11 protein-coding genes and 1 rRNA gene are annotated in these 14,618 nt (G+C 71.8%); 5 read left to right on the top strand and 7 right to left on the bottom strand.

The window, feature by feature from the left end:
- Nucleotides 1-140: 140 nt before the first annotated feature.
- The 6 genes from hpf to mtnA form a co-directional block, all read right to left on the bottom strand.
- Complete coding sequence (gene hpf, locus IE226_RS06760) at nucleotides 141-833, bottom strand: ribosome hibernation-promoting factor, HPF/YfiA family (RefSeq protein ID WP_373306894.1); 693 nt, start codon at nucleotides 831-833, stop codon at nucleotides 141-143.
- Between the two features lie 315 nt (nucleotides 834-1,148).
- Nucleotides 1,149-1,979, bottom strand: a complete 831-nt coding sequence (locus tag IE226_RS06755; RefSeq protein ID WP_190080123.1) for a ComF family protein — start codon at nucleotides 1,977-1,979, stop codon at nucleotides 1,149-1,151.
- Between the two features lie 112 nt (nucleotides 1,980-2,091).
- Nucleotides 2,092-3,969, bottom strand: coding sequence for an LpqB family beta-propeller domain-containing protein (locus tag IE226_RS06750; protein WP_506417418.1), 1,878 nt, complete (start codon nucleotides 3,967-3,969; stop codon nucleotides 2,092-2,094).
- Complete coding sequence (mtrB, locus tag IE226_RS06745) at nucleotides 3,959-6,151, bottom strand: MtrAB system histidine kinase MtrB (protein WP_190080122.1); 2,193 nt, start codon at nucleotides 6,149-6,151, stop codon at nucleotides 3,959-3,961. The genes IE226_RS06750 and mtrB overlap by 11 nt, the downstream gene beginning before the upstream one ends.
- A gap of 1 nt (nucleotide 6,152) precedes the next feature.
- Nucleotides 6,153-6,842, bottom strand: coding sequence for a two-component system response regulator MtrA (mtrA, locus tag IE226_RS06740; RefSeq protein ID WP_190080121.1), 690 nt, complete (start codon nucleotides 6,840-6,842; stop codon nucleotides 6,153-6,155).
- Nucleotides 6,843-6,846: 4 nt separating this feature from the next.
- Nucleotides 6,847-8,040: an S-methyl-5-thioribose-1-phosphate isomerase gene (gene mtnA / locus IE226_RS06735; RefSeq protein ID WP_190080120.1), complete on the bottom strand. Its 1,194-nt coding sequence runs from the start codon at nucleotides 8,038-8,040 to the stop codon at nucleotides 6,847-6,849.
- 140 nt (nucleotides 8,041-8,180) lie between these two features.
- Here mtnA and IE226_RS06730 point away from each other — a divergent pair, with 140 nt between their 5' ends.
- The 5 genes from IE226_RS06730 to IE226_RS06710 all read left to right on the top strand — a co-directional run bounded on the left by IE226_RS06730 (nucleotide 8,181) and on the right by IE226_RS06710 (nucleotide 14,265).
- The gene (locus IE226_RS06730) at nucleotides 8,181-9,485 is read left to right on the top strand and encodes a DUF7847 domain-containing protein (RefSeq protein ID WP_190080119.1); all 1,305 of its coding nucleotides are present in this window, start codon (nucleotides 8,181-8,183) and stop codon (nucleotides 9,483-9,485) included.
- A gap of 19 nt (nucleotides 9,486-9,504) precedes the next feature.
- Nucleotides 9,505-10,194 carry a DUF4129 domain-containing protein gene (locus IE226_RS06725; protein WP_229870657.1) on the top strand — a complete coding sequence of 230 codons (690 nt, stop codon included), beginning with the start codon at nucleotides 9,505-9,507 and terminating at the stop codon, nucleotides 10,192-10,194.
- Nucleotides 10,195-10,832: 638 nt separating this feature from the next.
- Nucleotides 10,833-11,966, top strand: coding sequence for a DUF4350 domain-containing protein (locus tag IE226_RS06720; protein ID WP_190080521.1), 1,134 nt, complete (start codon nucleotides 10,833-10,835; stop codon nucleotides 11,964-11,966).
- Nucleotides 11,963-12,955 carry an AAA family ATPase gene (locus IE226_RS06715; protein WP_190080117.1) on the top strand — a complete coding sequence of 331 codons (993 nt, stop codon included), beginning with the start codon at nucleotides 11,963-11,965 and terminating at the stop codon, nucleotides 12,953-12,955. Before IE226_RS06720 ends, IE226_RS06715 begins: the two co-directional genes overlap by 4 nt.
- Nucleotides 12,955-14,265 (top strand): DUF58 domain-containing protein, encoded by a 1,311-nt coding sequence (locus tag IE226_RS06710; RefSeq protein WP_190080116.1) that lies wholly within the window; start codon nucleotides 12,955-12,957, stop codon nucleotides 14,263-14,265. Before IE226_RS06715 ends, IE226_RS06710 begins: the two co-directional genes overlap by 1 nt.
- Before the next feature lie 104 nt (nucleotides 14,266-14,369).
- On the opposite strand, the gene rrf is transcribed toward IE226_RS06710, so the two are convergent.
- Nucleotides 14,370-14,486, bottom strand: a 5S ribosomal RNA gene (rrf, locus tag IE226_RS06705).
- Nucleotides 14,487-14,618 lie beyond the last annotated feature (132 nt).

The raw sequence follows: 14,618 nt of genomic DNA, 5'->3' as shown, positions 1-14,618 counted from the left end.
CAGCAGCACACCGGTTGGCCGGCTCCGCCCATGATTTCACGCCCGGACGGCCGCGCGTTGCGCGCAGGGGTCGCACGATGGTGCCCCTGGGGGCGCACACGCGCTCCAGGGGCACCGTCTCATCCCTCGGCCGGCCGGGGTCAGCCGCCGAGCGCACCGCCCCCGCCACCCGACTCGGGCCGCGCGACCATCGGGTCGGTGTTGAGGCGGATGACGCCGTAGTCGTAGGCGTGCCGCCGGTAGACGACGCTCGGTTCCTTCGACTCCGAGTCGACGAACAAGTAGAAGTCGTGCCCGACGAGTTCCATCTCGTAGAGCGCCTGGTCCAGTGACATCGGGGCCGCCACGTGCGTCTTCTCGCGGACCACGAGCGGGCCTTCGCCCTGGATCTCCAGTGAGCCGATCCGCTTGACGGGCACGCCGTCCGGCTCTTCCTCACGTGCGAGGGTGCCGTCGCCGTTGAGAGTCGCCGCGTCCGGCACCCGCTCGGCCACCTCGGCGGCGCTGAGCCTGCCGGTGCCGCGCCGGTTGTGGCGCTTCTCGTGCTGCTTGCGCAGCCGTGCGTCTAGCTTCGCCGTGGCCAGGTCCAGCGCGCCGTACGGATCGGCTGCCGAGGCCTCCGCGCGGATGACGGGTCCGCGCCCACGGAGTGTGATCTCCACGCGGTCACAACGGTCGGCCTGACGCGGGTTGGTTTCCTTGGACACCTCGACGTCGAGGCTGATCACCTTGCCGTCGAGCTTCTGGATCTTCTCCAGTTTCAGCTTCTCGGCCACGTGCTTGCGGAACCGCTCGGGCACCTCGGTCTTGCGGCCCTTGACGACGATGTCCACGCAGAACTCCGTTCCCGGATCGCCCCGCTTCGGCGGCGGAGCATCTCCCTTTTGCACCAGGCCCCGGTGACTCCCGGAGCCTCGGACTCGGTGACTTCCACCTCCTCCTCCCCCGCGAACAAGATCTCCACCCCGACCGGCCCGGTGTTTGCAGAAAAACCCGGCAACCGGCATTCCGATATGCGAGGGTCGGCGTCCGCCATTCCTCACAACCGAAGATATCTCGCCCGGAGGGATGTCGTCACCCTCTACTGCCGCATACCTCCATTCAGGTGTATTGACCCTCTCACTACCTGCAACGATGCAAGTTCCCTGTCAGTTCCGGTTTATTCCGAAAGAATCCGGTGAGGACGCGACAACAGCCGCGGTGATCGTGTTCTCGTACGCAATTTCACGGGCTGTTACCAATCCGCCGCGTTTTTTACTTTCCGTGTGTACGTCACGTATTGCGCGGGCCGCCTCCGCCAGGGAGGCCCCCGTGGTCATCAGGTCGTCCACGATCACGACCCGGCCACCACCGGACAGCAGCCGCCCGCCACCCGCGATCACCTCCAGCGCACCGTGCAGATTCGCCTGCCGCTGCCGGGAGTTGAGCCCCGACTGGTCGGCCACCGCACGCCGCTGGCGCAGCACGCAGAGCACCCGGGCCCGCGTCCCGCCCCGCCGCAACTCCCCCGCGGCGGCCAGCGCGATCCGCCGCACCGGATCGTGCCCGCGCGCCCGCACGGACCCCCGCGTCGACGGCACCGGCACGAGCAGTACCGCAGCGTCACCACCCACCCCGGCGCCACCGTCGCCCCCGGCGCCCCCGTCCCGCTCACCCGCAACGCACCCACGCCCCGAAGCCTCCCCGCCCCGCAACCCCGCACGCACCGCCCCGGCAAGAGACGCGCCCAGCGGCCGGGCAAGCCCCAGAGCGCCCCGCTCCTTGTGCGCGAGCAGCACCGCCCGCACCGCGTTCTCGTACACAGCCGCCGCGTGCACCACCGGGAGCCCGGCCGGCCGTGGATCGGGGCGCACCCGGCACGGCGCGGCACCGCACAGGGCGTCACCGCACTGAACGCAGAGCGCCGTACGAGGCCTGGCGCAGCCTCCGCACTCGGCCGGCAGCACCAGATCGGCAAGGTCCTGCCACCACCCCGGCATGCCCACCACTGTGCCAAGGCGCGCTCGGCCCTGCCACCCCTGTGGACAACCGCCTGTGGACAACCACCTGAAGCCAACTCGGCGGCGCGGGCGGCGCGTTACGCCGGCGGCGTCAGCCCGGATAGACCGGCGCCGACCCCTCCTTGACCACCGTCTGCCACTGCGCGCCCGTGGGCAGTCGCACGATCCCGTCGTCCGAGTGCGCCACCAGCGGCTGTCGCTCGTCCTCGGAGGCAGCGATCTCCTTCACGCCGGTGAGGCCGGGCAGCGTCGTGCTCGCGGGCATCGAACCGTCGCACTGGACATACCGCATCTGCTGCACGCCACCGGACTCGCGCCCGACCACCACGAGGCGGCTGCCGCCCGCCCACGACATGGCGGTGACCTCCTCCATCTGCGGTGCCGCCCGGCGCAGTTCGACCACCGAGATGGCCGGCTGCTCGCCCTTGGCGCCCGTCCGCTCGACGCGGCCGATCTTCAGGGACGTCTTGCCGTCCTTCTTCACGAGGAGCGCGATCCGCACGCCGTCCGCCGACACCCGCACCGCCTCGATCCGTCCATCGAGGTTCGCGATCTCCACCGGCATCGGCTCGCCCGCGCCCTGGTCCAGCCAGAGCAGCCGCGGGCGCTTCGGGTCACGGTCGGCCACCCAGAGGTCGCCGCGGCCGTCCCAACTGGGCGTGGAGAGACCGTCCTCCTCCGACTTGGCCTTGCTGCGCACCTCCGGCTTGCCCAGCGGCGTCTCGGAGACCAGCGACCCCATGTACAGCGAGCGCCCGTCGAGCGACACCCCGGCCGCCCGCTCCTCGTCACGCGACACGGCCGCGGAACGCAGCGGCTGCTCGCCACTGCCCAGCTTGCCCTGCACGGGATCCGTGGTCGTCCGCCCCGAGCTGGCCGGCATCCGCACCAGGCGCCGCTTGTCGTCGATGAAGTACTGGAAGTTGGGGTGGTCCGCCGTGCGGCGTGAGGCGACGGACTCGGCCCGATCCTTGCTCAGGACGCACAGCTGCGAGCCGTTGCGGCGCTGCAGCTCCACCTCCTCGACGCCCGACGACGTCAGGTCCTGGAGCGTGTAGAGCATCTGCGCGGCCATCTCGGTGCACCGCTCCTGGTTCGCCGTATCGGCCTTCGCGTTCAGCGGTACCGTCAGCTTGCCCTGGTCGTCGGGCGCCAGCGTCCTGGTGCCCGACTTGAGCGTCGTACCCGTCGGGAAGCGGGTGTCCACGACCTGCTTGAGCCACGTGGTGGGGCCTTCGAGCAGCGCCTTGACGGTCTCCGTCACGGGGTCTATTCGCTGCCGTATGTAGACGGGGTCGGCGACGAGACCTTCCTGGCCGCCGCCGGTCGCCCCGGACGGCGAACCGGCGGACCGCGTCGCGAAGTAGTACTTGTTGACGGACCAGTAGATCCGCTGGAAGTCGGACTGCCCGAGCACGACCCCCGGCGGCACCCGGTCGATCCGCCACTCCTTGCCGCCCGGCCCGTCCTGCTGGGTGAGGTGGATGACCTGGTTGTACGCGGCGTCGTCGAGCTGGTACGCGTGCTCCTTGTCGACCGTGGCGACCTTGCGCCCGGTCAGCGGGAACGAACGGCCGCTCTCGTTTTCGTCCCCGAGACTCGTTCCCTGCCGCGGCCCGTTCTCGAGCACGGTCGTCCGCACGGTCGGGTCCCAGGTCTTGGACGCTTCTTTGGTCAGATACTTGCGAGCCATCGCGAACTCGGGGTCGTCGCTGGTCAGCGCCTCAAGATAGCCCTGGACGATCTCCACGGGGCTCGCGTCGTCGGCGGGCGGCATCGCGTAGACGCGGACCTGCGACTGCGAGTCGGGGCGCTGGGAGGCGTCGACGGCCTTGAGGTTTCCGCTGTCGGGCATCGAGGCGCAGCCCGCGAGCAGCACGCCGCAGCAGCCGAACAGCAGGCCTGCCCGCAGCGGACGCCGGTAGGCGCGAGCGGGAGCGTGAGCGCGGCGATCGTGGTCAGCGCCCACGAGAGGCCTCCCCTTCCCTGGCGGGATCTGTTTCCGTCGGCGGTCCACCGGCGTCACGGGCCCCGTCGGACGCGGACCGCCCGGACGCGGACCGCCCAGGCTCAGGCCCCTCGGACCCGAGCTCCTCGGACGCCGGCCCCTCGGACCCGACGCCCCCCGACTCCTCGTCGCGCGGCCCCTCGCCGCGCGCCACCTCGTCGTCCAGCGGCCGGCGCGGGACGACACGCGACCCGCTCCCCGGCCACGCGGTCGGATCCGCCGTGGCCGACGCCTGTGCGAGCCGTGGCGCTATCGGCGCCCTCGCGGGGACCGGCGGCGGCACCCGCTCGGCCGCCGACGGCTGCGCCGGCACCGTGGCGAGCTTGTTCGAGCCGCCGGGCGGGAGACCGGCGTCGTTCAGGCCGCGGTGGCGCCGCGAGTCGTCGGGCTCCAGCGGTATCGGCGAGCCCCGCAGCGGCTCGTCCGCCGTACGCGGCAGCGTCAGCCGGAACTGCGAGCCGCCGCCCGGCTCACCCCACGCCTGCAGCCAGCCGCCGTGCAGCCGCGCGTCCTCCAGGGCGATGGAGAGCCCGAGCCCCGTACCGCCGGTGGTACGCGCGCGTGCCGGGTCGGCCCGCCAGAAGCGGCTGAACACACGGGTCGCCTCGCCGGGCTTGAGCCCCACTCCGTAGTCCCGCACCGCGACCGCGACCGCGCCGCCCGCCGCGGCGAGCCGCACCACGACGTCCCGGCCCTCGCCGTGCTCCACGGCGTTGACCACGAGGTTGCGCAGGACCCGCTCCACCCGGCGGGCGTCCGCCTCGGCGACCACGGGCTGCTGGTCCCCGACGATCCGTATGTGGGTCCCCTTGCGCTCCGCGAGCGGCTCCGCGCCGCCCACGACCCGTCGTACGACCTCACGCAGGTCTATCGGCTCGGCCTCCAGAGCCGCCGCGCCCGCGTCGAACCGGCTGATCTCCAGGAGATCCGCGAGCAGCGTCTCGAACCGGTCGAGCTGATCAGCGAGCAGCTCGGCCGACCGCGCCGTCACCGGATCGAAGTCCACGCGCGCGTCGTGGATGACGTCGGCGGCCATCCGTACGGTCGTCAGCGGCGTCCGCAGCTCGTGCGAGACGTCCGAGACGAAGCGGCGCTGCATCCGCGAGAGCTGCTCCAGCTGCTGGATCTTCAGCGTGAGGTTCTGCGCCATCTTGTTGAAGGCCTCGCCGAGCCGCGCGATGTCGTCCTCTCCGGTGACCTTCATACGTTCCTGAAGGCGCCCGGCGGACAGCCGCTCGGCGATGCCTGCGGCCATCCGTACCGGCGTGACGACCTGGCGCACCACCAGCCAGGCGATGGCGCCGAGCAGCACCACGACGAACAGGCCCGCGGTGGCGAGGGTCGTCCTGACGACGCCGAGCGACTCCTCCTCCTGCGTCAGCGGGAAGAGGTAGTACAGCTGGTAGGGATCGCCGTTCAGGTCGTTCAGACGCTTGCCGATGACGAGGCCGGGCTGGGCTTCACGGCCGTCGTTGAAGACGATGCGGGTATTGCTCTGATACGCCCTGGTGCCCTTGTCGACGCTGTCGCGCAGCGCCTCGGGCACGCTCTGGATCGGGTCCACGCCCCCGGAGGCACGCGGCCCGCGCACACTGGTGTTGCCCTGCGCGGACGTCGGGCTCAGCGTCACCACGTTGAACGCGCTCTGCCCGCCGCTGGAGAGCTGCTCCACCAGGTCGGACATCCACACGGCGGTGGGCGGCGTCGCCCCGCCGTCGGAGGTGCCGCCGCCGCTGTCCTGCCCGGAGCGCGGCCGGGCGGAGTTCGCCTCGTCCTGAGCGGCCCTGAAGCCACCGTCGGCCTGGCTCTGCGACGCCTTCACCTTGGCCTTGAGCAGGCCGTTGTTCACCGAACTCAGGACGGCGAAACCCAGCATCAGGACCACGCCGAGCGACATGAGCAGCGTCGTGGCGACGACCTTCAGCTGGATGTTGCGCCGCCACAGCCGCAGGGCGGGCAGCAGCGGCCGCCGTACCCAGCGCACGAAGAGCCTCAGGACGGGGCTGCCCTGCACCCCGCCCTGCAACAGCAGACCACTGTCGAGGAGCCGCCCGTACGTGGAGCCGCGCCGCCCCTGCCCTCCAGTCCGCCCCGAGCGGCCACCCGGAGCCCCGGGCGGTACGGGGGAACTGTCCCGGGACATGTCAGCTCGGTCCGGCCTTGTAACCGACACCACGGACGGTCACCACGATCTCCGGGCGCTCGGGGTCCTTCTCGACCTTCGAGCGCAGCCGCTGGACGTGCACGTTCACCAGCCGGGTGTCGGCCGCGTGGCGGTAGCCCCAGACCTGCTCGAGCAGCACCTCACGCGTGAACACCTGCCACGGCTTGCGGGCCAGCGCGACCAGGAGGTCGAACTCCAGCGGCGTCAGCGCGATCGACTGCCCCTCACGCTTCACGGAGTGCCCCGCCACGTCGATGACCAGGTCACCGATGGCCAGCTGCTCCGGCGCGGGCTCCTCGGACCTCCGCAGCCGCGCCCTGATGCGGGCCACGAGCTCCTTCGGCTTGAAGGGCTTCACGATGTAGTCGTCGGCGCCCGACTCCAGGCCGACCACCACGTCCACCGTGTCGCTCTTGGCCGTGAGCATGACGATCGGCACCCCGGACTCCGCCCTGATCAGGCGGCACACCTCGATGCCATCACGGCCCGGCAACATCAAATCCAGCAGTACAAGATCCGGCTTTGCCTCCCTGAAAGCGGCCAGCGCCTTGTCGCCATCAGCTACGAACGACGGCTCAAAACCTTCACCACGCAGCACAATCCCGAGCATCTCGGCCAGTGCGGTGTCGTCGTCGACGACAAGGACTCGTCCCTTCATGCCTGACATCATCCCATTAGCTCATCGATACCTGGCGTGACCTGGCACACAGCTCGCCCAGGCCCTCTGCTGTCACGGGCGACACGACGCCCTCCTCGGTGACGATCGCCGTCACCAGTTCCGGAGGTGTCACGTCGAACGCGGGGTTGTACGCCTGGGTCCCCAGAGGTGCCACCGCGATCCCGCCTCCCGCTTCGAATCCGGCCATCGGCACATACGGTGCCGTGACCTCCGTCACTTCATGACCCGCCCGCTGCTCCACCTCGATGGACGCTCCGTCCGGGGTCTCCGGGTCCACGGTCGTGACCGGCGCCACCACGATGAACGGCACGTGGTGGTAGCGGGCGAGCACCGCGAGCGGATAGCTCCCCACCTTGTTGGCCACCGAACCGTCGGCCGCGATGCGGTCGGCGCCGATCAGCACGGCATCCACCTCACCCGCCGCGAACAGCGACCCCGCCGCGCTGTCCGTAAGCAAGGTGTACGCCATTCCGGCCCGCGCCGCCTCATACGCGGTCAGCCTCGAACCCTGCATCAAGGGACGCGTCTCGTCCACCCACAGCCTGCGAAGACTCCCCGCCCGGTGCGCGGCGAGGGCCACCGCGAACGCCGTCCCCTCGCCTCCGGAGACCAGCGCTCCGGTGTTGCAGTGCGTGAGAATCCGGTGTCCGCCGCCGGGCAGCATCTCGTCGAGCAGCGCCAGACCGTGCACCGCCATCCGCGCACTGGCCTCGGCGTCCTCCCCGTGCAGCGCCCGCGCCGCCGCCAGGGCCGCGGCGCCCGCCTGCTCCCGCCCCGCCCCGCCCGCGACCGCCGAGCGGTACGCCGCCAGGGCCCTGCGTACGCCGTAGCCGAGGTTGACCGCGGTCGGCCGGGCCCCGGCGATCGCGACCGCCGCCTCGTCCACGTCGAAGCCGCGCGCGGCCGCGAGCGCGACGCCGTACGCGCCGGCTATGCCGAGCAGCGGCGCCCCGCGCACCGCCAGCGTGCGGATCGCCTCCACCAGGGCCGGCGCGTCCGTGCACACCAGCTCGGTCTCCTCGCCGGGCAGCCTGGTCTGGTCGAGGAGGACCAGTACGGGGCCCTCCGGCGGCTCGGCCCAGCGGATCGCGGGGATCGCCGGGGCCGCCTCTTTCACCTGGTTCACCGGAATCGTCGGGTTCTCGGGGGGCCGGATGTCCTCGCCTGATTGCGCGTACTGATCAGCCATCCGCCCAGTCTGCCCCGTACCTGTCGGACAATTGAAGGTGTGCAGCCCATGCGCTGCCCGGTCACCGCAAGGGTGTGCCATGGCACGATGGCTGCAAACCGGCCGCCGCGACCGCGGACGGGCACCGTGAAGGAGCGACGATGAACGACACTCCGGGCTGGGCTTCGCCCGGATCTGCCCCCTCCGACGGACAGGACTCCGGCAAGGCCGAACCAGCCGAGCCTGCGGCCAAGCCCGAAGGACCGCCCTCGAAGTGGTCCAAGGAGCAGCCGCCGCCCGCCCAGTGGTCCGCCCCAAGCCCGCCGCCGCCCGGCCAGACCCCGCCACCGCCTCCGCCGCCGCCCGGCGGCGGCTGGGGCGGCGGACGCCCCGGAGGCCCCGGCCCCGGCGGTCCGGTCGGTCCTGGCGGCCCCGGTGGCTACCCCGGCTGGGGCGCCTGGCAGGGCCCTCCGCCCGCCGCGAAGCCCGGCGTCATCCCGCTGCGGCCGCTCGGCGTCGGCGAGATCCTGGACGGCGCGGTCTCCACGATGCGTACGTACTGGCGCACGGTGCTCGGCATCTCCCTGGCCGTGGCCGTCTTCACCGAGATCGTCGTCATCCTGCTGCAAGGGCTCGTCCTCGACGACAGCGCCAGCACGGAAGCCCTCGACGACCCGAGCGCCACCGTCGGCGAACTGACCCGTGCCCTCGGCGACACCCTGCTGAGCTCCGGCGTGGTCCTGCTGATCACCCTGCTCGGCACGATCGTCGCCACCGCCCTGCTCACGATGGTGACCAGCCGTGCGGTGCTCGGTAAGCCGGTCACCACGGCCGAGGCCTGGCAGGACGCCAAGCCGCAGCTGCCGAGGCTGGTCGGCCTGACGCTGCTGCTGCCGCTCATCGGCGCCGCGATCGTCGCCGCGGGCACCCTGCCCGGCGTACTGATCGCGGTGGCCGGGTCGTCCGACGCCGGCATCAGCCTCGCCGTGCTCGGCGGATTCGCCGCCGGCGTCGTCGCCGTCTGGCTGCTCGTCCGCTTCTCGCTCGCCTCGCCCGCCCTGATGCTGGAGAAGCAGGGCGTGAAGAAGTCGATGGCCCGCTCCGCGAAGCTGGTCCGCGGCTCCTGGTGGCGGGTGTTCGGCATCCAGTTGCTCGCCGCGGTCATCGCCAACGTAGTGGCGTCGATCATCGTCATCCCCTTCACGCTCATCGCGGGCGCGCTCAGCGGCGACGGCGTCACCGGCTTCCTCGACAGCGGCACCGGCGACCTCGGCTGGACCTTCCTGATCGTCAGCGGCATCGGCTCGATCATCGGCTCGATGCTGACGTTCCCGATCACCGCGGGCGTCACCGTCCTCCTGTACGTCGACCAGCGCATCCGCCGTGAGGCCCTCGACCTCGAACTCGCGCGCGCGGCCGGCCTCCAGGGCAACGGCGGCGGCGCCCCCGGAACCCCCGGGAGCTGATGCGGTGACGGGGGCAGCGCTGCACGGGTCAAGAACGGTCGCATCACTTGTACGAGGCACCGGCGGTGACGACGCCCCGCCGGTGACGATTCCGCGCGACCCCGCGCGGGAGGCCGCCGAACGGGAACTGTCCAAGCCGCCGTACCACGAGAACGACCCGAGCCTCCTGCAGCGCGCCCTCAACCGCTTCTGGGAGTGGGTCGACGACCTGTTCACCGCCGCCGCGGGGGCAACCCCGGGCGGCGGGCTCGGCGTCCTGGTCATCGTCATCGCGGTACTGGCTCTCATCGGGGCACTCTGGTGGCGCCTCGGCACCCCGCACCGAGCCCCCGCCTCGTCCCCCGCCCTCTTCGACGACCGCCCGCGCACCGCCGCGGAACATCGCGCCGCCGCTGAGGCACACGCCGCCCAGGGCCACTGGAACCAAGCCGTCCAGGAGCGCATGCGGGCGATCGTCCGCTCCCTGGAGGAACGCGCCCTCCTGGACCCCCGCCCCGGCCGCACGGCGGACGAAGCAGCGGCGGAGGCCTCACGCACCCTCCCGGCCCACGCCCCCGAACTCCATGCGGCGGCCCGGTCGTTCGACGCCATCACGTACGGAGCCCGCACCGCGACGGAACCGACGTACGACCGCCTGACCACCCTGGACACCGCCCTCACCCAGACAAGGCCAACCCTCAGCCCCACCCATGAGGGAGGCCACCGGTGACCCCGCCCAAGGACCCCGACAAGCCCACCCCGGAAACGGGCCCGTCGTCCCACACCAAGCCCGGGCCGGACGACACCCCCCGTCCGGAGGCGGGCACGGGCAGCACCAAGGCCCATCGGGCAACGACCGGAGCCAAGGCCGAAGCCGGAAGTCACCTGCCCGAGCGCGACCCCGAAGCCCCCGAGCCCCCATCCGAATCCGCGCCCCGGCCCGCCCTCCTCAACAAAACAAGCCCCGACGCCACCCCCGGCCCCACCTCCGCACCCGGCACCCCCGGAAACAGCAACCCCGAAGCCGGAAGTCGCCCGCCCGAGCGCGAACCCGAAGCCCCCGAGCCGACACCCGAATCCGCGCCCCGACTCGGCCTCCTCAGCAAAACAAGGCCCGACTCCACCCCCGGCCCCGGCCCCACCTCCGCACCCAGCACCCCCGGAACCAGCAACCCCAAAACCGCGCCCCCGCAGGCCACCACCGCGCCCGCATCCGCATCCGCACGCCCGCAGGCCACCACCGCCCTCGCATCCGCATCCGCATCCGCATCCGCATCCGCATCCGCATCCGCGACAGCATCGGCGACTGCCTCCGCACCAACGTCCTCCGCCCCGACCTCCTCCGCACCCACCCCCCGCCAACTCTGGATCCGAACCCGCGGCATCCTCCTCGCCCTGGTCGTACTCCTGGCAGCCGCCATCGCCGTCGCGGCCGTTCGCTCCGGCGCCCAGCACGGCCGCCTCGACCCGCGCTCCGCAGACCCCTATGGCAGCCGCGCCGTCGCCGAACTCCTCGCCGATCGCGGCGTGTCCACCCGCGTGGTCACCACCTCCGAGGAAGCCGGAGCCGCCGCCGGCCCGGACACCACGCTCCTGGTGGCCGCCCCCGACCGCCTCACCGAGCGCCAGCAAAAGCGCCTCCGCACGGCCACCGAGGGCTCCCGGGGCCGCACCGTCCTCCTCGCCCCCGGAACCCCCTCGGTCAGCACCCTCGCGCCGGGGGTCACCGCGGACGCCACCCCCAGCCTCGACTCGACGCTCTCCCCCCGCTGTTCGCTGCCCGCCGCCGAACGCGCGGGCTCCGCCGACGTGGGCGGCCGGCGCTACGACACCCTCGCCCCGGACGCCGAGGCCTGCTACCTCAGCGACGGCCTGCCCAGCCTCCTGCACCTCCCGGCGACCGAGGGAGGCGGCGACACCGTCGTACTCGGCGCCCCCGACATCCTCCTCAACGACCGCCTCGACAAGCAGGGCAACGCCTCACTGGCCCTGCAACTCCTCGGCTCCCGGCCCCACTTGGTCTGGTACCTCCCCTCCCTCTCCGACGACGCCGCGACCGACGAAGCCGACCGCGATTTCTTCGACCTGATCCCCGACGGCTGGCTCTGGGGCACCCTGCAACTCACCATCGCCGCCGCCCTCGCCGCCCTGTGGCGCGCCCGCCGCCTCGGCCCGCTGGTCCCCGAACGCCTCCCCGTAGCCATCCGCGCCTCCGAAACCGTCGAAGGCCGAGCCCGCCTCTACCGCAAGGCGAACGCCCGCGACCGCGCGGCCGCCGCCCTCCGCTCGGCCACCCGCACCCGCATCGCCCCCCTCATCGGCGTATCCCCCGGCCGGGCGCACGCGCCCGAAACCCTGCTCCCCGCCCTGTCCACCCGGCTCCGCGCCCCCGGACAGGACCTGCACCCCCTCCTCTTCGGCCCACCCCCCGCCAACGACGCAGCCCTCATCACCCTCGCCGACCAACTCGACGCCCTCGAAAAAGAGGTACGTACTTCATGATGGACCCGACCACTGACAACGCCGAGAACTCCGGGAGCTCCGGCAGCGCCCGCTCCTCCCTGGAGTCCCTGCGCACCGAGATCTCCAAGGCCGTGGTCGGCCAGGACCCCGCGGTGACGGGCCTCGTGGTGGCCCTCCTCTGCCGCGGCCACGTCCTCCTCGAAGGCGTCCCCGGAGTCGCGAAGACCCTGCTCGTCCGCGCCCTCACCGCGTCCCTCGAACTCGACACCAAGCGCGTCCAGTTCACCCCGGACCTGATGCCGAGCGATGTCACCGGCTCCCTCATCTACGACGCCCGCACCACCGAGTTCTCCTTCCAGCCGGGCCCGGTCTTCACCAACCTCCTCCTCGCCGACGAGATCAACCGCACCCCTCCCAAGACCCAGTCCTCCCTCCTCGAAGCCATGGAGGAACGCCAGGTCACGGTCGACGGCACCCCGCGCCCGCTCCCCGAGCCCTTCCTCGTCGCGGCCACCCAGAACCCCGTCGAGTACGAAGGCACGTACCCCCTCCCCGAAGCCCAGCTGGATCGTTTCCTCCTCAAGCTCACCGTCCCCCTCCCTTCCCGCCAGGACGAGATCAACGTCCTCACCCGCCACGCGGAAGGCTTCAACCCCCGCGACCTCCAAGCCGCCGGCATCCGCCCCGTGGCAGGCCCCGCCGACCTGGAAGCGGCCCGCGCCGCGGTCGCCAAGACCTCCGTCTCCCCCGAGATCACCGCCTACGTGGTGGACATCTGCCGAGCCACACGCGACTCGCCGTCCTTCACCCTGGGCGCCTCCCCCCGAGGCGCCACGGCGCTCCTCTCGACGGCCCGCGCCTGGGCCTGGCTGACGGGCCGCGACTACGTCATCCCCGACGACGTGAAGGCCCTCGCCCTGCCCACCCTCCGCCACCGCGTACAACTCCGCCCGGAGGCCGAGATGGAGGGCGTGACGGCGGACTCCGTCATCAACGCCATCCTCGCCCACGTCCAGGTCCCCCGCTGATGGCCCTCACCGGCCGCACAGCCCTCCTGGCGGCCCTCGGCAGCCTCCCCGTAGGCATCTGGGACCCCAGCTGGACAGGCATCCTCGCCGTGAACGCTCCCCTGGCCCTGGCCTGCGCCTGCGACTTCGCCCTGGCCGCTCCCGTACGCCGGCTGGGCCTGACCCGCACCGGAGACACCTCCGTACGCCTGGGCGAACCAGCCGACGTCGAACTGACCGTCACCAACCCCTCCGGCCGCCCCCTGCGCGCCCGCGTCCGCGACGCCTGGCCCCCCAGCAGTTGGCAGCCCGGCACCGAGATCGACGCGTCCCGGCACCGCCTGACGATCCCGCCCGGCGAACGCCGCCGCCTCACCACGCGCCTGCGCCCCACCCGCCGCGGCGACCACCGGGCGGACCGCGTCACCATCCGCTCGTACGGCCCCCTCGGCCTCCTCACCCGCCAGGGCAGCCACCAGGTCCCGTGGACGCTCCGGGTCCTGCCGCCCTTCACCAGCCGCAAGCACCTCCCGTCCAAGCTCGCCCGCCTGCGCGAACTGGACGGCCGCACCAGCGTCCTGACCCGCGGTCAGGGCACGGAATTCGACAGCCTCCGCGACTACGTCCCCGGCGACGACACCCGCTCCATCGACTGGCGCGCCACCGCCCGCCAGTCCAACGTCGCCATCCGCACCTGGCGCCCCGAACGAGACCGCCACATCCTGCTCGTCCTCGACACCGGCCGCACCTCGGCAGGCCGTGTCGGCGACGCCCCGCGCCTCGACGCCTCGATGGACGCGGCCCTGCTCCTAGCGGCCCTGGCCTCCCGAGCCGGAGACCGAGTGGACCTCCTCGCCTACGACCGCCGGGTACGCGCCCTGGTCCAGGGCAGAGCAGCAGGCGACGTACTCCCCTCGGTCGTCAACGCCCTGGCCACCCTCGAACCCGAACTCGTCGAGACGGACGCCAGAGGCCTGACCTCAATGGCTCTCCGCACGGCAACCCGCAGTTCGCTGATCGTGCTGCTGACCAGCCTCGACACAGCGCCCATCGAAGAGGGCCTGCTCCCCGTACTCTCCCGCCTCACCCAGCGCCACACGGTCCTCCTCGCATCAGTGGCCGACCCGCACATAGAGCAGATGGCCAAGGCACGCGGAACAACAGAGGCCGTGTACGAAGCGGCTGCCGCAGCCCGGGCCCACACAGAACGCCACCGCACGGCAGAACAACTCACCCGGCACGGCGTCACAGTCGTAGACGCAACACCCACGAACCTGGCCCCGGCACTGGCAGACGCATACCTGTCCCTAAAGGCAGCCGGCCGCCTCTGACCGGAAAAGGGAAAGGCCCCTTCTCCGGGACTTCCCCTTACAAAAGATCCAGAACGCAGAAAACCCCCGCACCCAGAGGGTGCGGGGGTTTTCCGTTAATAATAGTTCGGCGGCGTCCTACTCTCCCACAGGGTCCCCCCTGCAGTACCATCGGCGCTGTGAGGCTTAGCTTCCGGGTTCGGAATGTAACCGGGCGTTTCCCTCACGCTATGACCACCGAAACACTATGAAACTGTCAACCGCACCGCAGTCGTGGCCCGACATACGGGGTTGTTCGTGGTTTCAGAACCAACACAGTGGACGCGAGCAACTGAGGACAAGCCCTCGGCCTATTAGTACCAGTCACCTCCACC

The organism is Streptomyces longisporoflavus (genome assembly GCF_014649775.1).
Classification (GTDB): domain Bacteria; phylum Actinomycetota; class Actinomycetes; order Streptomycetales; family Streptomycetaceae; genus Streptomyces; species Streptomyces longisporoflavus.
The sequence above is the reverse complement of the archived record's forward strand: the minus strand, read 5'-3'. Positions and strand labels throughout refer to the sequence as shown.